Here is a 25535-nt window from a genome sequence, read left to right as displayed (position 1 = left end):
CCGGCCTGACACAGGACGAAAAGAGAAAAAGAAAATGAAATTCCTAGATCAGGCCAAGATCTATGTGCGCTCTGGCAATGGCGGAGCGGGCTGCGTATCGTTCCGACGCGAGAAATACATCGAATATGGCGGACCGGACGGTGGTGACGGCGGCAAGGGTGGTGATGTCATCATCGAATGTGTCGACGGCCTGAACACGCTGATCGACTATCGCTACAAGCAGCATTTCAAGGCGGAAACCGGCATTCACGGCATGGGCCGCAACCGCACGGGCGCGCACGGCGGCGACGTCGTGCTGAAGGTTCCTGTCGGTACCCAGATCTTCGAGGAAGACAACGAGACGCTGATTGCCGACCTGACCGAGCTTGGCCAGAAGGTGATGCTTCTGAAAGGGGGCAACGGCGGCTTCGGCAACGCCCATTTCAAGTCGTCGGTCAATCAGGCGCCGCGCAGGGCCAACCCTGGTCTTGAAGGCGAGGAAAAATGGATCTGGCTGCGGCTGAAGCTGATCGCCGATGCCGGCCTGGTCGGCCTGCCCAATGCGGGCAAGTCCACCTTCCTTGCGACGGTATCGGCTGCAAAGCCGAAAATTGCCGACTATCCGTTCACGACCATTCACCCAAATCTTGGCATCGTGCAGATCGACGGCCGCAGCTTTGCCATGGCCGATATTCCCGGCCTGATCGAGGGCGCGCACGAAGGCACGGGTCTTGGCGACCGCTTCCTTGGGCATGTCGAACGCACCCGCGTTCTGCTTCATCTGGTCGACGGCTCCGGCCAGGAAGACCCGGGCGAAGCCTATAGGATCGTGCGCGGCGAGTTGGATGCCTATGGCGCCGGGCTTACGGAGAAACCCGAGATCGTGGCGCTCAGCAAGTGCGACGCTCTCAATGAAGACCTGATTGCCGAAAAGGCGGCGAGCCTTGAGGAAGCCTGTGGTCAGAAACCGCTGATCCTGTCCTCGGCCAGTGGCCTCAATGTCGACCGGGCGCTGCGCATGATCGTTCGCGCGATTGACAGGGATAAGGAAGAAGAAGCCAACCAGGTGCCTGCACCCGAACAAGAGGGCTGGCATCCCTGATGTCCCGCAGTCTGAGAGACTTCAGCCGCATCGTTGTCAAGATCGGCTCCGCCTTGCTTGTCGAGCAGGGCGAACTCAAGCGTAGCTGGCTCAACGCGCTGATCGCCGATGTGGTCAAGCTGTGCGATGCCGGTGCGGAGGTGCTGCTTGTCTCCTCCGGATCGATTGCGCTTGGCCGCGGTATTCTCGGGCTGCCGGGTGGGCCGCTGAAGCTGGAGGAAAGTCAGGCGGCGGCCGCAGCCGGTCAGATCGCGCTGGCCCAGGCCTACGCGGATGCCCTCGGTGCGCATGGCAAGAAGGCTGGTCAGATTCTGCTCACCCTTGGCGACACGGAAGAAAGGCGGCGCTATCTCAATGCGCGCGCCACTATCGGCACTCTGTTGAAGCTTGGTGCGGTACCGATCATCAACGAAAATGATTCCGTAGCGACTTCCGAGATTCGCTATGGCGACAACGACCGGCTGGCAGCGCGTGTTGCCACCATGGCCAGTGCCGACTGCCTTGTGCTTTTGTCGGATATCGACGGGCTTTACACCGCCCCGCCCCAGCAGAACCCCGATGCAGTGTTCCTGCCGGAAGTGCCGCGCATTACCCATGAAATCGAATCCATGGCCGGCAGCGCCGGGTCGGAGCTTTCGCGCGGCGGCATGAAGACGAAAATCGATGCCGGCAAGATCGCGACCGCGGCCGGAACGTCGATGGTGATCACGTCCGGCAAGGAACTCAACCCGCTTCAGCGGCTGGATCAGGGCGCCCGTGGCACCTGGTTCCCGGCGCTCAGTTCACCTGCCAGCGCCCGCAAGGCCTGGATTGGCGGCCATCTGGAGCCGCGCGGCGAAATCCGGCTGGATGCAGGCGCGGTCAAGGCGATGACGTCTGGCAAGAGCCTCCTGCCTGCCGGAGTGACATCGGTATCGGGAAGTTTTTCGCGCGGCGACGCCGTGACATTGCTCAACCCGGAAGGCCGGATCATCGGCCGGGGGCTGATTGCATATGACGCGGACGAGGCGCAGTTGATTGCAGGCCGCAACAGCCGCGAGATTGAAGCCATCGTCGGCTATCCGGGCCGGGCGGAAATGATCCATCGGGACGATCTGGTTCTGGAACTGCCCGCGCTCGAGTGAGTGTGAGCGAACCGATGGATGCCTTTTGAGGCAGAACGCGCTAAAACGCGGAAAGACTGGCGGCGGAGAGCGCCGCAAAACGGGAGCAAGTGAGTATGCTGGAAGTAGTCGAGGCAAGGACGACCGAGGACTTGATGGCAGAGATCGGGCAGCGCGCCCGTGCTGCCGGCCGGATCCTTGCCATCGCTCCAGCAGACCAGAAGAACAAGGCCCTGGCCGAAATGGCAGCCGCCGTTCGGGCTGCAACACCGGATATTCTTGCAGGCAACCGTCTCGATCTTGAAGCGATGAAGGCAGGCGGCCAGACGGCAGCGTTCCTGGATCGTGGCACACTTACCGAAGAGCGGATCGAGGCGATTGCCAAAGCCCTTGAGGACATCGTCGCGCTGGACGATCCCGTCGGCAGTGTTATCGCCGCCTGGGACCGGCCGAACGGCCTGAAGATCGAACGTGTGCGCACGCCCCTGGGTGTTATCGGTGTCATTTACGAAAGCCGCCCGAACGTGACCGCGGATGCAGGCGCGCTGTGTCTGAAAGCCGGCAACGCCGTTGTTCTGCGTGGCGGCTCCGACACCATCAATTCCAACCGCGCGATCCACGCAGCCCTGCAGAAAGGCCTCGTCGCCGCCGGTCTGCCGGAAGATGCGATCCAGATCGTTCCGGTGACCGACAGGGCCGCTGTTGGCGAGATGCTGCGCGGTCTTCAAGGCAACCTCGATGTCATCGTTCCGCGTGGTGGCCGCAGCCTTGTCGAGCGTGTGCAGACCGAAGCTCGCGTGCCGGTCTTTGCCCATCTGGAAGGCCTGGTGCATATCTTCGTCGACAAGGCGGCAGATCTTGAGAAATCCGTCGAGGTGATCGTCAATTCCAAGCTGCGCCGGACCGGCATCTGCGGTGCGCTGGAAACATTGCTGGTGCATGAAGACGTGGCCCACAGCCACTTGCCGGTGATCGTGAAGGCACTTCAGGAAAAGGGCTGCGAGATCCGGGGCGGTGCGATTGTGCGTGACATCTGCGAAAACATCGTGCCGGCAAGCGAGGATGACTGGTCGACGGAATATCTGGACAAGATCCTTTCGGTGAAGGTGGTCGCGGATCTCGACGCTGCCATGGAGCATATCGCGCGCTACGGTTCCAACCATACCGATTGCATACTGACCGAAGATCAGGCGACCGCCGACCGGTTCCAGCGGGAAGTGGATTCCGCCATCGTGCTGCACAATGCTTCAACCCAGTTTGCCGATGGTGGTGAATTCGGCATGGGTGCGGAGATCGGCATTGCCACTGGGCGCATGCACGCACGCGGACCAGTGGGCGTGGAGCAGCTGACCAGCTTCAAGTACAAGGTGCATGGCACCGGCCAGACCCGCCCGTGACGACCGCCCTTGAGGACCGCCAGGAATGCCCGCCCGTAATGACCAATCGTGAGTTCGCCTGAATGAGCCCCTTGAGTCTTGGCGCGGGACTGGACCGTGACTGGATGAAACTGCCCCATGCCGAGCCGGGCAACCGCATCGGCATTTTCGGCGGATCCTTCAATCCTCCTCATTCAGGTCACCGGCTGGTGGCTTCGACCGTGTTGAAGCGGCTGGGGCTGGATCAGGTCTGGTGGCTGGTGACACCTGGCAACCCGCTCAAGAGCCACGCGGACCTGGCGCCGCTGGAGCGGCGGCTGCGCCTGACGGCGGACCTTGCCGACCATCCACGCATGAAAGTCACCGCCTTCGAGCAGGTTCTGGGAACGCCCTATACGGCCAGAACGCTGGTTGCCCTGCGCCAGATGCGTCCATCTGTCCGATTCGTTTGGGTCATGGGTGCTGACAATTTAGCCGGCTTCCATCGCTGGCAGGACTGGCGCGACATCGTCGGCTCGGTGCCGATCGCCATTGTCGACCGGCCCGGAGCCTCCTTGTCTGTGATGTCGTCTCCCATGGCAAAAGCCTATGAAAAATATAGGCTTCCGGAAGAAGACGCGGCACTTCTGCCGGAAATGGAAGCGCCGATCTGGACTTTCCTGCACACGCCATTGGACCGGACATCGTCCACCGATCTGCGCCTTGGGCAAAAGCGGTAAACAGCGGATTTGCCAAGAATTCCCGCGTGTCTTGAAAATGCCAAACGGGAAGCGGTATTATAGGGACGGTCGCGATGAGCGCGGCCGAGGTACGGTCAACCGGTCCTGCATCCAAAACGGGTGACGTACGAAGTCGGACGTTTCAGTTCGTGACGACGTTGGGCGCGGGACGGCATAAACGGCGAAAGGCACAACACCTGACCATGACCTTTGAAAGTGGGCGGACAGACATGTCCTCTCCTCTGCAGGCTTCCGTAGGTAAAGAACTTGCGGCAGACCTCCTCGATACGGTCCTCACCAGTCTTGACGACTCCAAAGCTGAGGACGCTGTTACCCTCGACATCGCAGGCAAGAGTTCACTGGCCGATTACATGGTAATCGTGTCCGGTCGTTCCCATCGTCACGTGGGCGCGATTGCCGAGCACTTGCTGAAGGACCTCAAATCGGCCGGCGCCGGATCGGCAACGGTTGAGGGTCTGAACATTTGCGATTGGGTGCTGATCGATGCGGGTGATGTGATCGTACACATCTTCCGTCCGGAGGTTCGCGGCTTCTACAATCTTGAGAAGATGTGGGCACCGGAAGAGGATGCGGCACCGCATTACATCGGCTGAGCCGGCATTGAGGCCCTGAGGCAGGGCCTCCGTCTGCTGCCGGGCAGATTTATCACCGGATCGATCTCCGGCAGGGACTTATGCGCTTTACGCTCTTCTGCATTGGCAAAATGAAAGCCGGTGCGGACAAAGAACTTTTCGACCGATATATCGACCGCGCCCGCAAGACAGGCCGCGGTCTCGGCGTTACCGAAGTCATCCTCAACGAAATGCCGGAAAGCCGTGCGCAGCGCGCCGATGACCGCAAGGCGGAAGAGGCGCGGGGAATTCTTGCCGCGCTCAACACCGGTGCGCGGCTGGTGGTGCTGGACGAGAACGGCAAGAACCTGACCAGCCCGGCCTTCAGCCAGAAACTGGAAGCCTGGAAGGATGAAGGTGTTCCCGACGTGGTCTTTGCCATTGGCGGAGCGGATGGTCACGGCCAGGAAGTTCTGAGCCGCGCCGACCTTAAACTCGCTCTTGGCGCCATGACATGGCCGCATCAGATCGCCCGCATTCTCTTGGCGGAGCAGATCTACCGTGCCATGACGATCCAGTCCGGCCACCCTTATCACCGTGTGTGAGACTTCTGAAAGAGCCCTGGGAGCGAACCGGTGATACCGGCACTTGAGACCGAAAGACTGATCCTGCGGCCGATGACCATGTCGGACTGGCCGGCGTACGAGGCTTTGATGGCCTCAGAACGTTCCCAGTATATGGGAGGCCCGCTACCGCGGTTTGCAGCCTGGGGCCTGTTCTGCCACGACATTGCGCAATGGCAGTTGATGGGGCATGGGGCCCTGATGATGGAAGCACGTGGCTCCGGCGAGGTCTTCGGTCAGGTCGGTATCAATCATGGTCCGCTTTTTCCGGAACATGAACTCGGCTGGTTCGTCTATGAGCATGCGGAGGGCAGGGGCTACGCTTTCGAGGCGGCCAGGGCCTTTCGTGACTGGGCACGGCAGGAACGCCGTCTACCGTCGCTCGTCAGTTATATGGATCAGGAAAACACCCGCTCGGCGCGCCTTGCCGAACGGCTTGGAGCGCATCTCGATGTCGATGCTGCGCGCCCGGACCCCAAGGATATTGTCTACAGACATTACTGATCGTGAAGGACAGGAGATGGGGTTTCCGCCGGCAAACCTGTTGTCGTAACGGCACTATGACCAAAAATTAACGATTGAAACGGCGGAAAAAGGCGAGAATGCCTGTATCTCGCCGCATTCGCCACGTAACGGTCATCGATCAGACAGAAGAGGGAATGCGATCCTCGGTGGGAGCAGAAGTTAATTGGCCGGTCACTAGGGTAAACGGTTCGTTAACGCAGACTGTGTATCGCATTGGAAGATAACCCTTTGGGAGCTTAGGCAGGTTGATAGCGGATCGCATGACAGCGGCGCGTTCGGAACTCGAGAGACGGAAGAAATTCCGCCCGCTCTTGAGTGGCCTGACTGCGGCCTTGCTCGTTCTGCCCATGCCAGCCGGATCGACGGAAAGTGTCGATGAAACCACCACCCAGGAACAGGCGGCTCCGCCTGCTGAGGTGACTGCTGCACTTGAACGCAAGAAACAACGCGAAGAGGAACTTGCCGCGCTGTCGCGCGATATCGAGGTATCGACGGACCGGCAGGCGACCATCGCACGCGAAATCCGCGCACTTGATCGCGACCGGGACACGTTGAATGCCAAGATCATCAGCACGTCCGACACGATCAAGGGCCTGGAAGGCGAACTGACCGATACCGAGCGGCGGCTGCGCGCGCTGGGGGAGAACGAGGACGCGGTGCGCTTGTCGCTGATTGCTCGCCGTGACGTGCTGGCAGAAGTTCTGGCTGCCCTGCAGCGAATCGGACGCCGTCCGCCACCTGCGCTGGCCGTGCGCCCGAGCGACGCGCTGTCGGCTGTGCGCAGTGCGATTCTCCTGAACGCGGTCATGCCGGAGCTGAAGGTGGAAACCGAGGCGCTTGCAGCAGATCTTGAGGAATTGCACCGTCTGAAGACGGTGATTGCAGAGGAAAAAAACCGCCTGCGCGGAGACGCGATGCGATTGGCTGAGGAAAAGTCCCGGCTGGAGCTTCTTCTGAGCGCGAAAAGGCAGGAACATCAAAGATCGGTACAGGACCTTCAGGAAGAGAAGGAGCGTGCAGCGGAACTTGCGGACAAGGCGGGATCTCTCCAAGAATTGATCGCGACCCTGGAAGTGGAAATCGAGAGCGCCCGGGAGGCGGCGGAAAAGTCGCGTCAGGCAGCACTCGAGGCCAGGAAAAATCCTTCTCGCTCGTATGATCCCTTCGCGGATCCGGGGCGTCTGGCACCGGCCATTTCGTTCCAGGAAGCCAAGGGCAAGCTGCCTCAGCCTGTTGCCGGTACGCTTTTGAAGGACTATGGCCAGGAAGACGATTTCGGCGGTGTGACGGAGGGTCAATCTATCGCCACACGGCCTGGGTCCAATATTACGTCACCTGCCGACGGATGGGTGGTCTACTCAGGACCGTTCCGTTCGTTCGGACAGCTCTTGATCCTGAATACCGGCGACGGCTACCATGTGTTGCTGGCCGGAATGGACCGGATCGATGCGGAGTTGGGGCAATTTGTTTTGACCGGGGAACCGGTCGGAGTGATGGGCGCAACCCAGTGGGCAAGCGCTTCGACGTTCGGTTTGGGCTCGACCCAGCCGATCCTTTATGTTGAATTCCGGAAAGACGGTCGTGCGATCGATCCCACACCCTGGTGGGCACGCACTGAAGAAGAAAAGGCTCGCGGATGATACGGAAAGCTTCCTTGCTGCTTGTGGGTGCTCTCATGGGAGCAGCAGCAATCACGACACTGTCCCAGATGCCGATCAATGTCTCGGTAGCGGCCAATGCGGCGGCAACGGATACGTACCGGCAGCTTAACCTGTTTGGCGACGTGTTCGAACGCGTGCGGTCAGACTACGTGGAAGTCCCTGATGACGCCCAGCTCATCGAGAGCGCCATCAACGGCATGTTGACCTCCCTCGACCCGCACTCCAGCTACATGTCTCCGAAGAGCTTCCGGGACATGCAGGTGCAGACCCGCGGCGAATTCGGTGGTCTCGGCATTGAAGTCACCATGGAAGAAGGCCTCGTGAAGGTCGTGTCGCCGATCGACGATACGCCTGCCGCCAAGGCCGGTGTCCTGGCAGGTGACTACATCACCTACATCGACGGCGAACAGGTCCAGGGCCTGACCCTCAACGAAGCGGTCGAAAAGATGCGCGGTCCGGTCAAGACGGACATCGTGGTGACTGTGCGCCGCAAGGGCCGCGCCGAGCCGTTCGACATCACCATCACCCGCGACATCATCCGCATCCGTTCGGTTCGCTGGCGGGAAGAGGATGACGTCGGATATGTTCGCGTCACCCAGTTCAACGAACAGACCTTCGACGGCCTGAAGGAAGGCATCGAGGAAATGACCGCGAACATTGGTGAAGACAAGCTCAAGGGCTTCGTCATCGACCTGCGCAACAACCCGGGTGGTCTGCTGGATCAGGCAATTGCCGTTTCCGACGCGTTCCTGGACCGTGGCGAGATTGTTTCGACACGTGGCCGTGAAGCCGACGAAACCCAGCGCTACAACGCACGGGCTGGCGACCTGACAACCGGCAAGCCGGTAATCGTGCTGGTCAACGGCGGCTCCGCCTCCGCTTCGGAAATCGTTGCAGGTGCGCTGCAGGATCATCGCCGGGCAACCATCCTCGGCACACGGTCCTTCGGCAAGGGCTCGGTGCAGACGATCATCCCGCTTGGTGCCAACGGCGCCATCCGCCTGACCACGGCTCGGTACTACACCCCGTCTGGCACATCGATCCAGGCCAAGGGCATCGTGCCGGACATTGAGTCCCTGCAGGATCTGCCGGACGATCTGGTCGGTCGTGTCGATACCAAGGGCGAAGCCGGTCTTCGTGGCCACCTGGAAGCCTCCGAAGGTGAGGAAGAATCCGGTAGCCAGGCCTATGTGCCGTCCGATCCGAAGGACGATACCCAGCTGAACCTGGCACTCGACCTTCTGCGCGGTAATCAGGTGAACAGCGCCTTCCCGCCGGTCTCCGACAGCGTGGCTGTCAAAAACTAAATCAAAAAACGCGCGCCGGTCCGCCGGCGCGCGACTTGCCGTTCTCGTTCTGCGTATATCAAAAACAAACTTTCCGGTTCGGGGACATCCTGAAACCGGGCAATAGGCTCAGGACGATATGTCGAGCGAAGATCTCACAGCTCCTTTAGGCATGGGCAAGCGGCGGCTGGTCAGGCTGCCGTTCGGTCTTATCGGGGTCGGAATTCTGAGCGTGATCCTCACTTCTACGCTCGTCTGGATCACTGTTGTCGACGACCCGCTTGGCGGAGAACCGGTTGCCGTTCTGCCGCTCGACGCCATTGTCGAAGGCGTGACCTCCCAGGACATCGAAGTGGTCGAGATCCGCCCGGGCATCAACGGTGACCTGGGCCCGAACCTGCGCCCGGAAAGCAGCAAGGATCTGCTTGGCCCGCGCTACGACATGGTCATGCGACCGGACGGACTGGGCCCGGAGGCTCCGGTGACCGGCCTGTCGATCAATCCGGACAGCCGTGTCAGCGAACGGTCCGATTTCGGGTTCCTGCCGAAAGTCAGCGATGCCGGTATCCGTCCGCTGGATGCCTATTCCCGGCCCATCGTTCGTGAGTTCACCTCGATCCCGAAAATTGCCGTCATCGTGACCGGGCTCGGCCTGAGTGAAACCGGTACCCAGAACGCCATTACCCGGTTGCCGGCCGATACGACCTTTGCGCTTGCCCCTTATGGTGAAGACCTGGACCTGTGGATGCAGCAGGCCCGGACCAAGGGCCATGAACTGCTGCTGCAATTGCCGCTGGAGCCGTTCGATTTTCCCGACAATGACCCGGGCCCGCACACGCTGCTGGTCAGCCTGCGCCCCAATGAAATGATGGATCGGCTTGGGTTCCTGCTCACGCGGGCGACCAATTATGTCGGCGTCATTCCTGAAATGGGCGCGCGTTTCACGGCGACGAAACCCTCCATGGAGTTCCTTCTGGAAAAACTGAAGGCGCGTGGCCTGATGTTCGCCGACAACGGCACATCTTCCCGGTCCATCGCCGATGATGTCTCCAAGGAAATGCGCGTTCCCTTCAGTGGGGTGGACGTGGTGCTGGACGAAGTGCCGCGTGAAGACGATATTAACGCCAAGCTGCTGCAGCTTGAAAGCGTCGCCCGTGCCCGCGGTGTCGCGGTGGCGACCGCATCAGCATTGCCTGTGACCGTGCGCCAGCTGGAAAAGTGGGTGCAGGACCTGGAAGAGCGCGGTCTGCAGCTGGTCCCCGTCAGCGCGACCATCGATCGATAATTCTGAGAAACTGAGCTCCAAGAGGTATTCGTGACGAAGCTGGCACTCGGACCGGGATTTCCGGAACCCGTCGACGGTCTTCCCTATCGGCCCTGCGTCGGTATCATGCTGATCAACAAGGCGGGCAAGGTCTGGATCGGCAGCCGCGATGATGGGGGCAGTTCCTCCAACTACGAATATTGCTGGCAGATGCCGCAAGGGGGCATCGACAAGGGCGAAGCGCCAGAACCGGCTGCTCGGCGCGAACTTTACGAGGAAACCTCGATCAAGTCCGTTTCCCTTCTGGAAGAAGCACCGGAGTGGTTCGCCTACGACTATCCAGAAGACGTCGTCCGCGCATCGCGCAAGGGCAAGTATCGCGGTCAGGCTCAGCGCTGGATCGCCTACCGGTTCGACGGATCGGAAGACGAAATCAATATCCTCACGCCACCGGACGGCCACACCGCGGAATTCAGCGAGTGGCGTTGGGAAGATGCCGACCGGCTGCCCGGTTTGATCGTGCCGTTCAAGCGCCCTGTCTATGAGCGTGTGGTTGCAGCGTTTTCACATCTGACGTCTTGAATCGAAGCTCATTCAACACGGGCTGAGCGGCGCCCTGGAACCTGCCGGGTTTGCGGTCTTTTCGTCCGTGAGGTGTTCCAAAGCGTCAGCATTGGAGTCCCGCTTGTCGTTTTTCAAACAGACAGGCTGACTCCGCGCGGCTAACATCCGGACCAAAATGCGGGGTAGGTCCTGGGTTCGCCTGTTCGAACCATCAGCCGGCACCGCAAAGATCGAGAGAGGAGCGCGGACGCGAAATCCAGATGCGCTCCAGCAATACGGGAGGTACGCCAATGTCTTTCGGCAAGGGGCTTTCACGCAAGCCGTCCCAGCCAAAAGGGCGTCAGTTGGAAGATGCGGCCCTGGACGAAGTCCGGAATTTGCTGGGTGATGAGCCGCGCCGGCGCGACCTGCTCATTGAACATCTGCACAAGATCCAGGACGCATTTGGCTGTCTTGAGGCTCGGCACCTGCGCGCATTGGCCGACGAGATGCGCCTGTCGCAGGCAGAGGTCTATGAGGTCGCGAGCTTTTACCACCATTTCGACATCGTACGGGAAGGAGATGCAAAGCCTGCACCTCTGACCATTCGTGTTTGCGACAGCGTTGCCTGCGCGCTCAAGGGGGCGGACGCTCTGGCCGCTGCTCTTGAAGCCGGGGTTGATCCGGCAAAAGTCCGCATCCAGAAAGTTCCGTGCATCGGTCGCTGTGCCGGTGCCCCGGCCGTGCAGGTCGGCAAGCGGGCCATCGACAACGCGAGCGAAGTGTCCGTGCGCGCTGCCTTGTTCGAAGGAACTTCCGATCCGGTGGTTCCCGATTACATCAAGCTGGATGCCTACCGCGAAGCTGGTGGTTACAAGTTGCTGGAGCGCGTGCGCGCGGGTGAACTGGATGCAGCGGCACTTGCGGACAAGGCGCTGGAAGCAGGCCTTCGCGGCCTGGGCGGTGCAGGCTTTCCGACCGGCACGAAATGGAAGATCGTCCACGACCTGCCGGCCCCGAAATACCTCACCATCAATGGCGATGAAGGCGAACCAGGCACGTTCAAGGACCGCGTTCACCTGGAACGCGACCCGCACCGGATGCTAGAGGGCGCGCTGATTGCCGCCCATGCGATTTCCGCCGCGCGCATCTATCTCTATATGCGCGACGAATACCCGGCGGTACTCCGGATCCTGAAGACGGAAATCGAGGCCCTGCGCGAAGCGGGCATCATCACGACCATCGACATTGAACTGCGCCGCGGAGCGGGAGCCTATATCTGCGGCGAGGAAAGCGCGATGATCGAATCGATCGAAGGCAAGCGCGGCCTGCCACGCCACCGCCCACCGTACATTGCCCAGGTCGGCCTGTTCGGTCGGCCGACGCTCAATCACAACATAGAAACCCTGTTCTGGATCAGGGATATCGTCGAGAAGGGTTCGGAGTGGTTCGCCAGCCACGGCCGCCGTGGTCACAAGGGCTACCGCTCCTTCTCGGTTTCCGGCCGTGTCAGGGACCCAGGCGTCAAGATGGCCCCGGCGGGGATCACCATGAACGAGCTTCTGGCAGAATACTGCGGTGGCATGGAAGAGGGGCACGTCTTCAAGGGCTACCTGCCCGGTGGTGCCTCCGGGGGCATCCTGCCCGCGTCTCTTGCCGACGAGCCGCTGGATTTCGGTACGCTCGACAAATACGGCTGTTTCATCGGCAGCCACGCGATCGTCGTTTTCTCCGATCAGGATGACATGCGCGATGTGGCATTGAACCTGATGCGCTTCTTCAAACACGAGAGTTGCGGTCAGTGCACGCCCTGCCGCTCCGGAACGGAGAAGATGGAACATCTGCTGGCAGCAGGCGATTGGGACAAGACGAAGATCACGGATCTCGATGAAGTCATGCGATCGGCATCCATTTGCGGTCTTGGGCAGGCCGCCAGCAATCCGGTCACGTCGGTGCTGAAATTTTTCCCGGAGGAGTTCGAGAAATGAGCCAGGTCACTTTCTCCCTCGACGGTCGGATGGTCACCGCGGAAGACGGCGAAACCATCTGGCAAGTTGCCAAGCGCGAAGGCGTCGCCATTCCGCATCTCTGCCACAAGGACGCTCCGGGATATCGCTCCGACGGCAATTGCCGTGCCTGTATGGTCGATATCGAGGGCGAGCGCGTGCTTGCCGCTTCCTGTATTCGCACCCCAGCCGAAGGCATGGTGGTGAAGACCGCCAGCGAACGGGCGTCCAAGGCACGCGAGATGGTGTTCGAACTTCTGGCAGCCGACCAGCCCTCGCGCGACCACCACCCTGACCCGGAAAGTGATTTCTGGAAATGGTCCGACCATGTCGGTGTTGCCACCAGCCGGTTTGCCCCATGCGCCAAACCGGCCCAGGACATTTCGCATCCGGCCATCGCGGTCAATCTGGACGCCTGCATCGCGTGTAATCTGTGCGAGCGAGCCTGCCGGGAAGTCCAGGTCAACGACGTTATCGGCATGGCGGATCGCGGTTCGCACACGGTGCCGGTGTTCGATCTGGCAGACCCTATGGGGCTTTCCACATGCGTTGCCTGCGGCGAATGCGTGTCGGCCTGTCCGACCGGGGCCCTGATGGAAAAGAGCCTTCTGGATGCCAGCGCCAGCAAGCGCGAGATCTTTGCCGAAGAAACCGTCGACAGCGTCTGTCCTTTCTGTGGTGTGGGCTGCCTGACGTCGGTCTCGGTGAAGGACGGCAAGATCGTCAGCGTCGAGGGACGCGACGGCCCGGCCAACGAGAACCGGCTCTGCGTCAAGGGCCGCTTCGGCTTCGACTATGTTTCCAGTCCCGAGCGCCTGACCAAGCCGCTGATCCGCCGGGACGATGCGCCCAAGCGTGGCGACATTGCCATGACACTGGAAAACCATCTCGACTATTTCCGTGAGGCAACCTGGGACGAAGCGCTCGAGCGAGCCGTTGGTGGTCTTAAAGCGGTTTATGACGCCAAGGGCGGCCGTGGTATTGCGGGCTTCGGCTCGGCCAAGGGCTCCAACGAAGAGGCTTATCTCTTCCAGAAGCTGATCCGCCAGGGTTTCCAGACCAACAATGTCGACCACTGCACCCGTCTCTGCCACGCTTCTTCCGTGGCTGCGCTCATGGAGGGCATCGGTTCGGGCGCAGTGACCGCCCCTTTCAATGCAGCCGGCGATGCAGACTGCATGATCGTGATCGGCGCTCGTCCGGAGCAGAACCACCCGGTTGCCGCGACCTACATCAAGCAGGCAGCCAAGAACGGCACAAAGCTGATCGTCATGGACCCGCGCGGCCAGGGGCTGATGCGCTTTGCGGACTACGGCTTGAAGTTCAAGCCGGGCACCGATGTGGCGATGTTGAACGCAATCCTCAACGTCATCATCACCGAAGGCCTCTACGACAGCCAGTATATCGCCGCTCACGTGGACGGGTTCGAGGCACTGAAGGAAAAGATCGTCGACTTCACGCCGGAAGCGATGGAGCCGGTCTGCGGCATTGACGCACAAACCCTGCGGGAAGTCGCAAGGCTTTACGCCACCAGTGCCAAGTCGATCATCTTCTGGGGCATGGGCGTTTCGCAGCATGTCCACGGCACCGACAACGTCCGCTGCCTGATCGCCATGGCGCTGACAACCGGGCAGATAGGCCGCCCAGGCACCGGTCTGCATCCCCTGCGCGGTCAAAACAACGTGCAAGGGGCATCCGACGCCGGCCTCATTCCGATGGTGTTCCCGGACTATCGTTCAGTTGAAAACCCGGACATCCGCGCCGAATTCGAAGACGCCTGGGGCCGCACGCTCGATCCCGTGCGCGGTTTGACCGTGGTGGAGATCATGGACGATATCCTGGATGGCGGCATCGAGGCGATGTTCGTTCAGGGCGAAAACCCGGCCATGTCCGATCCGGACCAGGCCCATGCCCGCAAGGCACTGGCCAGTCTGAAACATCTTGTGGTTCAGGATATCTTCCTGACCGAAACCGCCTGGCATGCGGACGTGATCCTGCCTGCCTCCGCCCATGCGGAAAAACTCGGCACGTTCACGAACACCAACCGCCAGGTTCAGATCGGCCGTCCTTGCGTGCCGATGCCCGGTGAAGCACGTGCCGACTGGCAGATCCTCATCGATATCGCCAACCGCCTGGGCCTGAACTGGACCTATGACGGCGTCCCGGCGATCTATGAGGAAATGCGGTCGCACATGAATTCGCTGGGCAACATTTCCTGGGAAAGGCTGGAGCGCGACGGCACGGTCACCTATCCGGCGGATGCCCCGGACAAGCCTGGCAACGAGATCCTGTTCGGCCAGTCCTTCCCGACGGCAGATGGCCGCGGACGCATCGTGCCGACGGATCTGGTGCCGCCGGATGAGCTTCCCGACGATGATTTCCCGTTGGTGCTGACCACGGGGCGCATGCTGGAGCATTGGCACACCGGTGCCATGACGCGGCGTGCGGAAGTGCTCAATGCCATCGAACCGGAGCCAGTCGTTTCCATGAACCCGCGTGATATCGAGCGCTCGGGTCTGGATATCGGCCAGCAGGTGAGGGTGGAAACACGGCGCGGCGCAATCACGTTGACCCTGCGCGCAGACCGGGACGTGTCGACAGGCATGCTCTTCATCCCGTTCTGCTTCAGCGAAGCCCCGGCCAACTTCCTGACCAACCCGCAGCTGGACCCCTTCGGCAAGATCCCGGAGTTCAAATTCTGTGCGGCGCGGATCGGAACGGTCGGACAGCAGCAGGCGGCAGAGTGACGCCGGGTCTCGCCAGAACTCAAAGAACGAGCTAACTGCCTGAAGGCAAAAAAGGGCGGCCACTGGCCGCCCTTTTGGTATTCGCATTCACGTGGTCAGAGCAATCAATTGGCAACAATCTTGACTGCAAGCAGATCCGGCAGGGTTTGCGGTGCTGCCATCGAACCAAGGATCTGTGCCAACGGAACCGGGTTCGGCGGCGTCAGGGTCACCTTCAGTTCACCCGGATTGTCGAGGAACTTGGACGCTGCTTCAGTAACCATCTGCGTGAAGGCCGCGTTCTGGATCGGCGCGGTCATTTGTGTTGCCTGTGCCACCAGAGCTTCCCGGAAGACATTTTCGGGGATGTTTTGAGCCTCGGCAATGTGGGCCAGGCCCTTCTTGGTGAGGCCGGCATCCTTGAAGGTCAGGGATGCGTCGACGAACTGGGCAACAACAAGGGCCATTTGTCCCTGGTTCTCGGGATCTTCGAACAGGGACTTCGGCACGTTTGCAAGACGTGCGGACAATTCGGCGCGGCCGAGCCCTTCGACGTCCACCATCATGCGCTCCAGGCGCAGTTCCAGCGTTGCCTCGTCCCAGTAGAGCCGGGTTTCGTCAGACCAGACGACCGTTTCCAGACCGAGAGCTTCCAGCAATGCCTGGGCTTCCGGGTCATCGATGGCCGCGACAGGCACTTTCAGCCCTTCGGTCCTGGCGTGAAAGCTGGTCGGTATTGGCGGCACCGTGGTGGACAGCGTCATCTCGGCTCTGCCGATTTCGGTCCGGCCGAGGTCCGGCACGGCAACGTCCAGTCCTTCCAGCTCATAACCGAAAGAGCGCGGCATGAACGCGCGGGCCACCTCCATGGGGTGATCCTCGCCGAAGCTCGGGTCCGCCATCAATGTGCTGATCATGGCACGCATGGGCGTATATTCGGCGAATTCGATATCGCCAATCGCCGCCCAGTCGATCTTGACCGATGCACCTTCCGGCAGGTCCGGGGCATCGAGACCGACCATCATCATTTCGCCGATACCGTCGGAGTTGATCTCCGACATGGACATTTCCTTGATGGCTATTTCCATCGGCTTTTCTGGACCAGGCGTCGGCACGGTCACGTTGATACCGCTGATGCGGGCATCGGTAACGCCGAACGACCGGTAGAACTGGAATACGCCGGTGATCAATTCTTCAGGAGCTGGAACCTGCTTGGCGAACAGACCGTCAAACAGGGCAAGGATGTTGTTTTCACGCTTCAGAACGGTGACTTCTGAAATCGAGGTCTTGTCGACGGCAATTTCAATCGCAAGCCCGTCGGCGATGTCCTGTTTGGACTTGTAGTCGATCGCCGAAGCCGAGCCGAGCATGACCACTTCATCGCCGGTTTCGGGAACATCGGGGTCGAACAGATCGAAGAACGCGGCCGCGTCCATGTCCGTGTAAACGGTCTTGCCCTGGCTGGTGGTCTGGTTCAGCATCTGGCCCGAGGTCGTGTCCAGGGTCTGCATCGACTGGCTCATGCTGTCGATCGTGTATTCCCCGATCCGGCCATCCACAGCGTCGGCCATGCGGTAGCCGGCAATCTGCATGGTGCCTGACAGAACCAGAGTGTCCTTGCCGTCTTCGATCTCATGCGCCTCGATGGTCATCGCCGTGTTGTCTGCCTTGACTTCGTCGTAGGAAGTCAGGAGGGCGGCCTTCACGAACGGCAGCCAGCGGCTGACCTGATGCGCCTCGTCTTCTGCCGGCACTTCCGGCATGGTGAAGCTGTAGTTCGTCGCGGAAACTCCGCTCAACCGGCCGTCGATCTTCAACCGGCCCTTGCCTTCGGCGCCGGCGGAAAGAACCATTTCTGAATCGTCGGAATAGACCCAGCTTGCGGCCTCGAAATCGCCGTTCTCATGGCTGAGACCTGTAATGGTCACCGTGCCGCTGCTGAATGAAAGCGAATAGGTCAGGTCGGTCAGCTTTTCCGGTTCGATATCCGTAGCGCCGTCATTGCCCGTGACATCCGTTTCCTCGGCCGGAATATCCTCGATGGTTCCGCTCAAGGAGATCGTGCTGTCGGTCAGGGTCAGCGTGTCGGTACCTTCGTCGTAAGCGACGCTACCGTTTTCGACCTCGACACCCAGGTTCTTCAAGCCTTCTACATAAGCTTCATAGGCGGTCTCGCCGGTGTCCTGCGCAAGGGCGGAGCCGGAAACCAGCGCAAGCGCGGTGCCGAGCATGAGGAGCCGGACACGGGCCCTGGCTGGTTTGGATGAGAAAACGGAGGCGGGCTGAAAATTCAATGTCGTGGCTCCAATAAAATGATCGGAATCGAGCGGTTTGAACGAGATCGGTCCCGATAGGGTTGGACATCCAAGTCCTCATCAAGACCTAGGCCATTCCATGACTATGTACCAATCACATGACAAGGTCGAATCGGGAAAAGCCGGATCAGGATTGCGCGAGCAGCCATTCAGAACGCACGGTCTCGTCTGTTTCGACGCGTAACGCCGCGGTTTTGCGGGCTTGAAAATCTTCCTGTGCAGAAAGTTGGCCGAGTGCCCAGACGGCGGTGCCGCGAACAAGGGCGTCGGCATCGTCAAGCAGAGCTTCGATCTTTCCGAGCAGTTCAATTTCTCCGGAATTGCCGGCGGCAATCAAAACGTTGCGCAGAAACTTTCCCCGTCCGATCCGTTTCACCGGCGATCCGGAAAAGAGCTGGCGGAATGCTGCGTCGTCCAGCGACAGGAGGTCTGCAAGCTTCGGGGTAATCATCTCCTCCCGGGCAATCAACTTGGCCTCCCGGGCTGCTTCGGCAAACTTGTTCCAGGGACAGGCAGCCAGGCAATCGTCACAGCCGTAAATACGGTTTCCGATGGCTCTGCGAAACGCGTCCGGAATGGGGCCGGGGTGTTCGATGGTGAGGTAGGAAATGCAGCGCCTCGCGTCGAGCTGGTAGGGCGCGGGAAATGCATTCGTCGGGCAACTGTCGAGGCAGGCGCGGCAGGAGCCGCAATGATCGCGTTCCGCACCGCTCGGCGGCAGATCCAGTGTGGTGAAGATCGAGCCGAGGAAAAACCAGGACCCGAGATCACGCGACACCAGGTTTGTGTGCTTGCCCTGCCAGCCAAGCCCGGCAGCCTCCCCGAGCGGCTTTTCCATCACCGGCGCTGTGTCCACAAATACCTTCACATCGCCACCGGACCGGGAAACCAGGAAGCTGGCCAGTTCCTTCAAACGACCCTTGATGACATCGTGATAGTCGCGGTGTCGCGCATAGACGGAAATGCCGCCGGTGGTCTTGTCGGCCAAATGGGCGAGGGGATGTTCGTGCGGTGCGCTGCCGGGTCCATAGTTCATCGCCAGCATGATGACAGAGCGAACCTCCGGCCATAGCGCTTGCGGTGAGGACCGGCGGTCGGCGGTTTCCGCCATCCAGCCCATGCTGCCTTCGTAGCCCTTGTCCAGGAAGTGCCGCAGGCGCTCGCCCGCTTCCGGAATGCTGTCGGCAGCGGCAATCTTCACGCCTTCGAAACCGAGGGCGCGGGCCTTCTCCTCAAAGGCGGTCAGAAGCTTTTGGGTCTTTCGGTCCAAGGCCTTCGGCTGCTCGCTGGAACAACGTTCAGTTCAACCGGAACCGGTTGAACGCACGAAGAATGCGTCAGAAATCGAGATCCGCATAGGTCTGTGCGGCGGGCATGCCCAGCACCTTCTCGCCCAGGAGCGGGCGCATCGACGGCCGCGACTTGACCCGCGCATACCAGCTCTTGATGTCTTCCTGATCGCTCCAGGGCACTTCGCCCAGATAGTCGGCACACGACAGGGAGGCAGCAAGGGCGAAGTCGGCGAAGGTCAGCCGGTCGCCGGCAACCCAGCGGCGGGAGGCGACCAGATAGCCGAAGTATTTCAAGTGGTGATGGATGTTCGCCCGGGCAACGCGCAGGGCAGCCGAATCCGGTTCACCGCCGCCGGCGGACTTCGGCATGATCTGCTTGTAGATGCGTTCGCGCACAAGATGGCCGATCACTTCCTGATCGAACTTGCCGAGGCTCCACTCGACCAGGCGTCTCGTTTCTGCGCGGGCATCGGGATGATCCGGCATCAAGCGACGGTCGGCAACCGCATAGCCCCGGGTTTCGTCCAGATACTCCATGATCGGTCCGGCGCCGCAAATGGCAGGGCCTTCGTTTTCCACGATAACCGGCACGGTGCCTGCCGCGTTCAGCACCAGGAGCGCCTGAGGCCGCTCCCATGGGTTCACGTGATGCTCCTCGAAGGCGGCACCGTATTCGCTCAGGATGAGCCGGATGAACCTTGAAGATGGCGAGAACGGATGATGGTAGAGCGTCAGCATGAAGGGGTTAAGAGCCTGAACTGTGGCAAGACTACGTCAAAGCGAAAGCCGAATGCTGCAATCGCCTTAACGGAGAGTTTGCCCCGAATATGGTTATCAAGGGTTTGACGGCGTGACTTCGCTTCGTCAAATAAGCGGCGACTTGGGAGACGCCCTGAGTCGCGAGACATACTTGGTCAGGCTGGTTTTCATCAAGCCATTTGGAGACAAGATACACAATGGACGGCCAAACGATTGTTAATGCTCTCATTTTGGGGATTGTCGAAGGTCTGACCGAGTTCATTCCCGTCTCGTCCACCGGCCACATCCTGCTGCTGGGGCATTTTCTCGGCTTCGACAGCACAGGCAAAACTTTCGAGGTTCTGATCCAGCTCGGCGCCATTCTGGCGATCCTGTCGGTTTATTTCGGCCGTTTGTGGACGCTTCTGATCACGCTGCCAAGCGATCCCTCCAGTCGGCGCTTCGTGGCCGGTATCCTGATTGCCTTCCTGCCGGCCGCCGTCATCGGCGTGCTGCTGCATGGTTTCATCAAGGAAGTGCTGTTCGAAACGCCCGCACTTATCTGCACGACGCTGCTGCTCGGTGGCATCGTCCTTCTGTGGATCGACCGCCTGCCGCTGAAGCCGCGCTACACCAACGTGATGGATTATCCGCTGTCGCTTTGCCTGAAGATCGGCTTTTGCCAGTGCCTTGCCATGGTGCCCGGCGTTTCACGCTCCGGTGCGACGATTGCCGGTGCACTGCTCATGGGCACCGACAAGCGCTCGGCCGCCGAATTCTCGTTCTTTCTGGCCATGCCGACCATGGCCGGTGCCTTTGCCTATGATCTCTACAAGAACCGCAACGTGCTTTCGATGGACGATGCCATGCTCATTGGCATCGGCTTTGTCGCGTCTTTCATCGCCGGTGTGTTTGTGGTCAAGGGGCTGCTCGACTTCGTCTCCAAACACGGCTTCGCGCCCTTTGCCTGGTGGCGCATTTTCGTCGGCATTGCAGGTTTCGCCGGGCTTTATTTTCTGGGCTGAGGTCGCTTTACCAAGGTCCGGATCAGCGCGCAGCTTTTGTTGCGCGCGTCCGGAACGACGGAGCGTGTGTGACGGGGGCTTGGCTCAGGCCGAGCGGTTGAGCCGTCTCTTGGCGGCGTAGATGCCCGTCAATGCCTCGAGTTCGCTTGCAAGCTCCTGACGAAGGTCCTCCGGGCCTAGCAGTTCCGCCCCCGGCCCGAGCCAGCGGACGAGCGGCAATATGCGGGCCCGCTCGGTAGAGGGGATGCTGACGAGGATCCGGCCTTCTTCGGCCGGTGTGAAGACAGCGTGACGGTAATACCAGTCGGCGCTCAGCTTCTTGGCCTGTGCGGCAGTGATCAGGATCTCGGCAATCGCTTCTTCCTGCTCCCAGCGACGCATCGCCTGTGACAGCCATGCCCCGCCAAGAAGGCTCTTGATGGAGAAGGTCTTGTCGGGCCGGAAAAAGAGCCCGCTGATTTCCAGATCCCGCACCCGGTCCGCCCGATAGACCTTGAGCGTGTCCGTATCGACGCAGCGTCCGGCCAGGTACCAAAGGTCCCGGTCGAACATGACCCCATAGGGTTCGACGTCATGGGCTTTCACGGTCCGCCTTGTGGGGTTGACGTGTTCGAAGCGGACCCGTTTGCCATCCAGGATACCGGCCATGAATCCGTCGAGGGCCTTCTGCCAGTCGCCCGTCGGTTCCGCCTTAGTGCCGGAATGAAAGATGTCGGGCGGGATCGGTTCGATGCCGACGATCCTGTCTGCCTCTTTCAAGAGCCCGTGAACCGTTTTGGGCAGGGACGCCAGCAGCTTCTTTTCCGCGGCCGCAAGATCGTCTGCCAGCGGTACCGTGCGGCTGGAGCGCACCAGTGCCATTGCTGCCAGCAGGGCAGCGGTCTCATTACGGGTCAGCGCCACGGGTGGCTGAAGGTAACCGCTGGCAAGCCGGTAGCCGCCTTCCGCACCACGCTCCGCATCCACCGGCACGCCAAGCGCGATCAGCCTGTCGATGTCGCGATAGATCGTGCGGTGGGAAACGTGAAACCGTTCGGCAAGTACGGTTGCCGGGACAAGTTTGCCGCCGGTCAGCAGAAGCAGGATGCCGAGTGCGCGTTCAATCGGGTTCATGGAAAATCGGGCTCTGTGAGGTCGGGACAAAAAAATCATAACCTGAGAACAGAACGGGATCAAACATGACTCACTGCTGTCAGGATTGATTTGTCATTCTCATCTCGTCCCCAGGAAGGAACGGGCGTTCAGCCCTTAGGAGAAGAGAGATGAGCCTTGAGATCGACACCATTTTCCGCAGCCGCGCAAACAGCCGCAGTGTTCTGTTTTCTGCCCTTCGTGTTTGTGTGGCAGAGTTCCGGAATTATCTTCGCCGCCGGGAAACTAACCGAGCACTTTCTCGCCTGAACGAGAGTGAGCTGAAGGATATCGGCCTGCAACGCACAGAGCTCGGCTACAGCGAGCTGCACGACGACCGCTTCAAGTTGGGGCCTCGCCGTGGATAAACTTTTCCGGCGGCTGGCAAGTTCTCCTGTCAGCCGCCCGATCCACGCATCAATGCCTTTATCTCCGGCTTGTTCCAGGCAAAGAACATCACCACAAGCGCGGTGAGAGCCGCGATGATCACGCCGTAGAACGGCAGATCAAGATCAAGCCCGATCAGTTCCCCGCCCAGCAGCGAGATCACGCCCGCCACCAAGGTGAAGACGGCGATGGTCACGCCCATGACCCAGCCCTGTTCCTTGTCGCTGACCGCTGCCGAATAAAGCCCGAGAAACGTCGGGTAGGCGATGCCGAAGGCAAAGTAGAAACAGAAGACCGGCACATAGGTCAGGATTGCGTTGGGCGAGGCTATGAAAGCTGCCGCCGACACCGCCCAGACCGTGAAGGTCATGCCCAGAATAGCTTCCTTGCTGAACCGCTTTTGCGCCGGCACCACCAGAAACGTGCTGGAAAAGGCGAGGGCTATGCCGATCGTCAGCATCACCATCGAGCCGCCGAGCGTGCCGTAACCGAAGCGGCTGGTCAGGTAGTTGTCGACGAAGATGTAGAAAGACAGGTTGGCGACGTGAAAGAAGAAGAACACCATCGTCAGCCGCATCACTGTCGGATATTTCCGGATACGCCATAGAAGTTCGAGGATTTCCGAAGGCCGGAACACGAATTTCTGCCGCTCCGCCTCGGCGTCGTGTGCATCCCTGAATGAGAATATCACCAGCAGGATGGCAATCAGCACCAGCACGAAACAGGCATAGAACGGCAGTTTGATGCTCGCCAGGTCGCCAAGCAGGACCGGGTCGGACAGGAGACCGCCGAGCAGCGGGCCGCCGACCAGCCCGAAGCTGACACCGGTGATGATATAGCCCATGTTCCGGTTGCGGTCCTCGTCATCCGTGCTGCCGTCGATCATTGCGGCCTGCGCGATCGGCTGGTTGCCCGCAGTCAGCCCGGTGATCGCACGGCCCAGGATCAGGAGCAGGAAGCTGTTGAGATAGAGCGCTGCTATGGTGAGCGCATAGCCGCCGAGCGCGCCGAACAGGCAGATCAGGATCGCGTTCTTGCGGCCGATGACGTCCGACAGTTTGGAGATGTAGGGCGCACCGAAGAACCAGCACAAGAAGAAGACGCCGATGATGAGGCCATAATCGAAATGGCGCATCGCGTCGCTGGTGGACTGCGGCAACATCGATGTCGACGGTTCCATCACCAGGGAATTGATGATCGGAAACACCAGCCCCTGACCAAGCAGGTCGACAAAGACAACAAAAAGTAACGTGACCTTGGCAAGAAATGACATCTGCGCCTCCCGTCAGTTTTGACGGTAGGCGAAGGAGCGGGATGCGGCAACGAAAAGCTGTGCCGGGTGGGCGGCGGATGAAAGGTTCTGTGTGCGGACGGGCTGTTGGCGTGCGCATACCCGCCCGGCACCAGGTAAGTTTCATTCAACAGAAAACGGGCCCCGAAGGGCCCGTCGAAGAACTCATGTGCAAGCAGGCGTTACGCCGGCCGGTGCGCGTCGTACTGGCCGTGTTCGCGGTAGCGTTCCAGATAGGTCGGCAATACGGCGGCGAGCGTTGCCGGGGGAACGCCGATGCCTTCCAGGGTGCGGCCTTCCGCCTTTGCCTCGTCAGACACCACGTTGTCGGTTTTCAGCAGCTCGACCTGATCGGCGGTGAACGGCGCGTAGGGGAAGAGCTGCAGAACCTTGCCCATGGCAGATGCGACCGGGAAGGGCAGCGGCAACAGAACGCGGTTGCGGCGGGTGACTTCCAGCACGTCTTCCAGGCAAGACTTGAAGCTTTTCACTTCAGGGCCGCCGAGTTCATACGTGGTGCCACCGGCAAGCTGGCCATCGACAGCGCGGGCAACCGCTTCGGCAACGTCGCAGACATAAACCGGCTGGAATTTGGACTCGCCGCCACCAAGCAGCGGCAGCACCGGCGAGAAGCGGGCCATGTCGGCAAACTTGTTGAAGAACTTATCTTCCGGACCAAACACGATGGATGGCCGCAGGATGACGCTGCCGGGCAGGGTTTCCAGAACACCGGCTTCGCCGACCGCCTTGGAGCGGGCGTAGGCGGAGCTGCTCTGTGCGTCCGCACCGATGGCAGAGATATGCGTGATCCGATCAAGGCCTGCAGCACGCGCGGCTTCCGCGATTGCTCGCGGACCGAAACTCTGCACTGCGTCGAAAGACTGTTTGCCACTGGGGGCCAGGATGCCGACGGCGTTGACCACCGCATCCGCGCCGATCACGGCCCGGTCAACCGACCAGCGATAGCGCAGGTTGGCCTGTACCGGCATGATCTGGCCAACGGCGCCAAGCGGCTGAAGATGAGTCGCCAGATCGGGACGGCGGACGGCTGCGCGCACGCGGTAACCGCGCTTGGCGAGCGCCTGAACGATATGACGGCCAAGGAATCCCGATCCGCCGAAAACCGTGACGAGTTTGCCGTTAAGTGCTGTGGACATCCTGAAAATGCCTTCTGTCGCGTCCAAAAGGAGAGGCGGCCTGGAATTTGGCCGGCTCAGTCTGGGAGTTTCTTAGCCCTTTGCCGCGGGTCTGTGAAGGGCTGGCTGCGAATGAATAAAAAAAGTCACACAGAGTGATTGACAAGCCCCGGAACCACCCTTACAAGCCCCCCTCACAGCCCAGGTGGCGGAATTGGTAGACGCACTAGCTTCAGGTGCTAGCGCTCGCAAGGGCGTGGAGGTTCGAGTCCTCTCCTGGGCACCAAATTTTGGTTTTGGACACACTACCAAGGTCCAGAACAATCTAAAAAAGCTCCGGTTTTCCGGAGCTTTTTTCGTTTCTGGGGCCGCTTCGGCGTTTTGGCCTAGTGGCCTACCGATTTCGAGAAAACATTGATGATCACGACCCCGGACAAGATCAGTCCAAGGCCGATCAGGGCCGGCAGGTCGAGTTTCTGGTCGAACACCAGCCAGGCGACCATGGTGATGAGAACGATGCCCGCTCCGGACCAGATTGCGTAGACGATTCCCGTCGGCAAAACGCGAATCGGATAGGACAGCAGCCAGAAAGAGATCGCATAACCGGCTACGGTGATGATCGAAGGCAGCAGGCGGGTGAAATTTTCGGTTTTTGCCAGGGCGGAAGTTGCGATCACCTCGGCGATGATGGCCGCGACGAGAAAAAGATAGGTGGCGGCGAGGCTGTTCGGCATC

At 60.5% G+C, this 25535-nt stretch carries 22 protein-coding genes and 1 tRNA gene; 16 read left to right on the top strand and 7 right to left on the bottom strand.

The features are described 5' to 3' along the window. Positions 1–34: 34 nt before the first annotated feature. The 13 genes from obgE (at position 35) to fdhF (ending at position 15506) form a co-directional block, all read left to right on the top strand. Positions 35–1081, top strand: coding sequence for a GTPase ObgE (gene obgE, locus FIV03_RS26835; RefSeq protein WP_023001684.1), 1047 nt, complete (start codon positions 35–37; stop codon positions 1079–1081). Beyond that, complete coding sequence (gene proB, locus FIV03_RS26830) at positions 1081–2205, top strand: glutamate 5-kinase (RefSeq protein WP_152511619.1); 1125 nt, start codon at positions 1081–1083, stop codon at positions 2203–2205. The genes obgE and proB overlap by 1 nt, the downstream gene beginning before the upstream one ends. Before the next feature lie 95 nt (positions 2206–2300). Further along, a complete protein-coding gene (locus FIV03_RS26825; protein ID WP_152511618.1) occupies positions 2301–3581 on the top strand; it encodes a glutamate-5-semialdehyde dehydrogenase in 1281 nt (426 codons plus the stop codon). A gap of 62 nt (positions 3582–3643) precedes the next feature. Beyond that, complete coding sequence (locus FIV03_RS26820) at positions 3644–4279, top strand: nicotinate-nucleotide adenylyltransferase (protein WP_228148058.1); 636 nt, start codon at positions 3644–3646, stop codon at positions 4277–4279. Between the two features lie 230 nt (positions 4280–4509). Beyond that, a complete protein-coding gene (gene rsfS / locus FIV03_RS26815; RefSeq protein ID WP_023001680.1) occupies positions 4510–4893 on the top strand; it encodes a ribosome silencing factor in 384 nt (127 codons plus the stop codon). Between the two features lie 80 nt (positions 4894–4973). Next, positions 4974–5456 carry a 23S rRNA (pseudouridine(1915)-N(3))-methyltransferase RlmH gene (gene rlmH, locus FIV03_RS26810; RefSeq protein ID WP_152511617.1) on the top strand — a complete coding sequence of 161 codons (483 nt, stop codon included), beginning with the start codon at positions 4974–4976 and terminating at the stop codon, positions 5454–5456. Between the two features lie 72 nt (positions 5457–5528). After that, the gene (locus FIV03_RS26805; RefSeq protein WP_209010114.1) at positions 5529–5978 is read left to right on the top strand and encodes a GNAT family N-acetyltransferase; all 450 of its coding nucleotides are present in this window, start codon (positions 5529–5531) and stop codon (positions 5976–5978) included. Between the two features lie 281 nt (positions 5979–6259). After that, positions 6260–7639 carry a peptidoglycan DD-metalloendopeptidase family protein gene (locus FIV03_RS26800; protein WP_152511615.1) on the top strand — a complete coding sequence of 460 codons (1380 nt, stop codon included), beginning with the start codon at positions 6260–6262 and terminating at the stop codon, positions 7637–7639. Further along, entirely contained in the window at positions 7636–8967 is a 1332-nt protein-coding gene (locus FIV03_RS26795; RefSeq protein WP_152511614.1) for a S41 family peptidase, read from the top strand. The genes FIV03_RS26800 and FIV03_RS26795 overlap by 4 nt, the downstream gene beginning before the upstream one ends. Before the next feature lie 118 nt (positions 8968–9085). Continuing rightward, the gene (locus tag FIV03_RS26790; RefSeq protein WP_208984457.1) at positions 9086–10231 is read left to right on the top strand and encodes a divergent polysaccharide deacetylase family protein; all 1146 of its coding nucleotides are present in this window, start codon (positions 9086–9088) and stop codon (positions 10229–10231) included. A 30-nt stretch (positions 10232–10261) separates the two neighbouring features. Next, complete coding sequence (locus FIV03_RS26785) at positions 10262–10792, top strand: RNA pyrophosphohydrolase (protein WP_023001674.1); 531 nt, start codon at positions 10262–10264, stop codon at positions 10790–10792. 272 nt (positions 10793–11064) lie between these two features. Further along, entirely contained in the window at positions 11065–12741 is a 1677-nt protein-coding gene (locus tag FIV03_RS26780; RefSeq protein ID WP_152511613.1) for an NAD(P)H-dependent oxidoreductase subunit E, read from the top strand. Then, a complete protein-coding gene (fdhF, locus tag FIV03_RS26775; protein ID WP_152511612.1) occupies positions 12738–15506 on the top strand; it encodes a formate dehydrogenase subunit alpha in 2769 nt (922 codons plus the stop codon). The genes FIV03_RS26780 and fdhF overlap by 4 nt, the downstream gene beginning before the upstream one ends. Before the next feature lie 104 nt (positions 15507–15610). Here the strand turns inward: fdhF and FIV03_RS26770 are convergent, their stop codons facing one another. The 3 genes from FIV03_RS26770 to FIV03_RS26760 all read right to left on the bottom strand — a co-directional run bounded on the left by FIV03_RS26770 (position 15611) and on the right by FIV03_RS26760 (position 19830). Then, the gene (locus FIV03_RS26770; protein ID WP_152511611.1) at positions 15611–17779 is read right to left on the bottom strand and encodes a hypothetical protein; all 2169 of its coding nucleotides are present in this window, start codon (positions 17777–17779) and stop codon (positions 15611–15613) included. Between the two features lie 148 nt (positions 17780–17927). Next, the gene (gene queG, locus FIV03_RS26765) at positions 17928–19070 is read right to left on the bottom strand and encodes a tRNA epoxyqueuosine(34) reductase QueG (protein ID WP_152511610.1); all 1143 of its coding nucleotides are present in this window, start codon (positions 19068–19070) and stop codon (positions 17928–17930) included. Positions 19071–19137: 67 nt separating this feature from the next. Beyond that, positions 19138–19830: a glutathione S-transferase family protein gene (locus FIV03_RS26760; RefSeq protein WP_023001669.1), complete on the bottom strand. Its 693-nt coding sequence runs from the start codon at positions 19828–19830 to the stop codon at positions 19138–19140. 218 nt (positions 19831–20048) lie between these two features. Between FIV03_RS26760 and FIV03_RS26755 the strand changes: the two genes are divergently transcribed. Next, complete coding sequence (locus FIV03_RS26755) at positions 20049–20855, top strand: undecaprenyl-diphosphate phosphatase (protein ID WP_023001668.1); 807 nt, start codon at positions 20049–20051, stop codon at positions 20853–20855. Between the two features lie 84 nt (positions 20856–20939). On the opposite strand, the gene FIV03_RS26750 is transcribed toward FIV03_RS26755, so the two are convergent. Next, positions 20940–21968, bottom strand: coding sequence for a WYL domain-containing protein (locus tag FIV03_RS26750; RefSeq protein ID WP_152511609.1), 1029 nt, complete (start codon positions 21966–21968; stop codon positions 20940–20942). Between the two features lie 149 nt (positions 21969–22117). Between FIV03_RS26750 and FIV03_RS26745 the strand changes: the two genes are divergently transcribed. Continuing rightward, positions 22118–22354 (top strand): DUF1127 domain-containing protein, encoded by a 237-nt coding sequence (locus tag FIV03_RS26745; RefSeq protein ID WP_023001666.1) that lies wholly within the window; start codon positions 22118–22120, stop codon positions 22352–22354. Positions 22355–22383: 29 nt separating this feature from the next. Here the strand turns inward: FIV03_RS26745 and FIV03_RS26740 are convergent, their stop codons facing one another. Both FIV03_RS26740 and FIV03_RS26735 read right to left on the bottom strand, forming a co-directional pair. After that, positions 22384–23646 (bottom strand): MFS transporter, encoded by a 1263-nt coding sequence (locus FIV03_RS26740; protein WP_152511608.1) that lies wholly within the window; start codon positions 23644–23646, stop codon positions 22384–22386. A gap of 200 nt (positions 23647–23846) precedes the next feature. Continuing rightward, positions 23847–24821, bottom strand: a complete 975-nt coding sequence (locus FIV03_RS26735) for a complex I NDUFA9 subunit family protein (RefSeq protein WP_152511607.1) — start codon at positions 24819–24821, stop codon at positions 23847–23849. Positions 24822–24999: 178 nt separating this feature from the next. On the opposite strand from FIV03_RS26735, the gene FIV03_RS26730 reads away from it, so the two are divergent. Next, positions 25000–25086, top strand: a tRNA-Leu gene (locus tag FIV03_RS26730). A gap of 100 nt (positions 25087–25186) precedes the next feature. Here the strand turns inward: FIV03_RS26730 and FIV03_RS26725 are convergent. After that, on the bottom strand, positions 25187–25534 hold the full coding sequence (locus FIV03_RS26725) for an SMR family transporter (RefSeq protein WP_023001663.1): 348 nt from the start codon (positions 25532–25534) through the stop codon (positions 25187–25189). Position 25535: the final 1 nt, after the last annotated feature.

This window comes from Labrenzia sp. THAF187b, assembly GCF_009363375.1.
GTDB lineage: Bacteria > Pseudomonadota > Alphaproteobacteria > Rhizobiales > Stappiaceae > Roseibium > Roseibium algicola.
Note: the sequence above shows the minus strand (reverse complement) of the source record. Positions and strands in the feature narration are given on the sequence as shown.

What these genes read in the sequence shown, in the direction of transcription:
- obgE (WP_023001684.1), top strand. Translation starts at nt 35, where the DNA reads ATGAAATTCCTAGATCAGGCCAAGATCTATGTGCGCTCTGGCAATGGC.
- proB (WP_152511619.1), top strand. Translation starts at nt 1,081, where the DNA reads ATGTCCCGCAGTCTGAGAGACTTCAGCCGCATCGTTGTCAAGATCGGC.
- FIV03_RS26825 (WP_152511618.1), top strand. Translation starts at nt 2,301, where the DNA reads ATGCTGGAAGTAGTCGAGGCAAGGACGACCGAGGACTTGATGGCAGAG.
- FIV03_RS26820 (WP_228148058.1), top strand. Translation starts at nt 3,644, where the DNA reads ATGAGCCCCTTGAGTCTTGGCGCGGGACTGGACCGTGACTGGATGAAA.
- rsfS (WP_023001680.1), top strand. Translation starts at nt 4,510, where the DNA reads ATGTCCTCTCCTCTGCAGGCTTCCGTAGGTAAAGAACTTGCGGCAGAC.
- rlmH (WP_152511617.1), top strand. Translation starts at nt 4,974, where the DNA reads ATGCGCTTTACGCTCTTCTGCATTGGCAAAATGAAAGCCGGTGCGGAC.
- FIV03_RS26805 (WP_209010114.1), top strand. Translation starts at nt 5,529, where the DNA reads ATGACCATGTCGGACTGGCCGGCGTACGAGGCTTTGATGGCCTCAGAA.
- FIV03_RS26800 (WP_152511615.1), top strand. Translation starts at nt 6,260, where the DNA reads ATGACAGCGGCGCGTTCGGAACTCGAGAGACGGAAGAAATTCCGCCCG.
- FIV03_RS26795 (WP_152511614.1), top strand. Translation starts at nt 7,636, where the DNA reads ATGATACGGAAAGCTTCCTTGCTGCTTGTGGGTGCTCTCATGGGAGCA.
- FIV03_RS26790 (WP_208984457.1), top strand. Translation starts at nt 9,086, where the DNA reads ATGTCGAGCGAAGATCTCACAGCTCCTTTAGGCATGGGCAAGCGGCGG.
- FIV03_RS26780 (WP_152511613.1), top strand. Translation starts at nt 11,065, where the DNA reads ATGTCTTTCGGCAAGGGGCTTTCACGCAAGCCGTCCCAGCCAAAAGGG.
- fdhF (WP_152511612.1), top strand. Translation starts at nt 12,738, where the DNA reads ATGAGCCAGGTCACTTTCTCCCTCGACGGTCGGATGGTCACCGCGGAA.
- FIV03_RS26760 (WP_023001669.1), bottom strand. Translation starts at nt 19,830, where the DNA reads ATGCTGACGCTCTACCATCATCCGTTCTCGCCATCTTCAAGGTTCATC.
- FIV03_RS26755 (WP_023001668.1), top strand. Translation starts at nt 20,049, where the DNA reads ATGGACGGCCAAACGATTGTTAATGCTCTCATTTTGGGGATTGTCGAA.
- FIV03_RS26750 (WP_152511609.1), bottom strand. Translation starts at nt 21,968, where the DNA reads ATGAACCCGATTGAACGCGCACTCGGCATCCTGCTTCTGCTGACCGGC.
- FIV03_RS26745 (WP_023001666.1), top strand. Translation starts at nt 22,118, where the DNA reads ATGAGCCTTGAGATCGACACCATTTTCCGCAGCCGCGCAAACAGCCGC.
- FIV03_RS26740 (WP_152511608.1), bottom strand. Translation starts at nt 23,646, where the DNA reads ATGTCATTTCTTGCCAAGGTCACGTTACTTTTTGTTGTCTTTGTCGAC.
- FIV03_RS26735 (WP_152511607.1), bottom strand. Translation starts at nt 24,821, where the DNA reads ATGTCCACAGCACTTAACGGCAAACTCGTCACGGTTTTCGGCGGATCG.
- FIV03_RS26725 (WP_023001663.1), bottom strand. Translation starts at nt 25,534, where the DNA reads ATGCCGAACAGCCTCGCCGCCACCTATCTTTTTCTCGTCGCGGCCATC.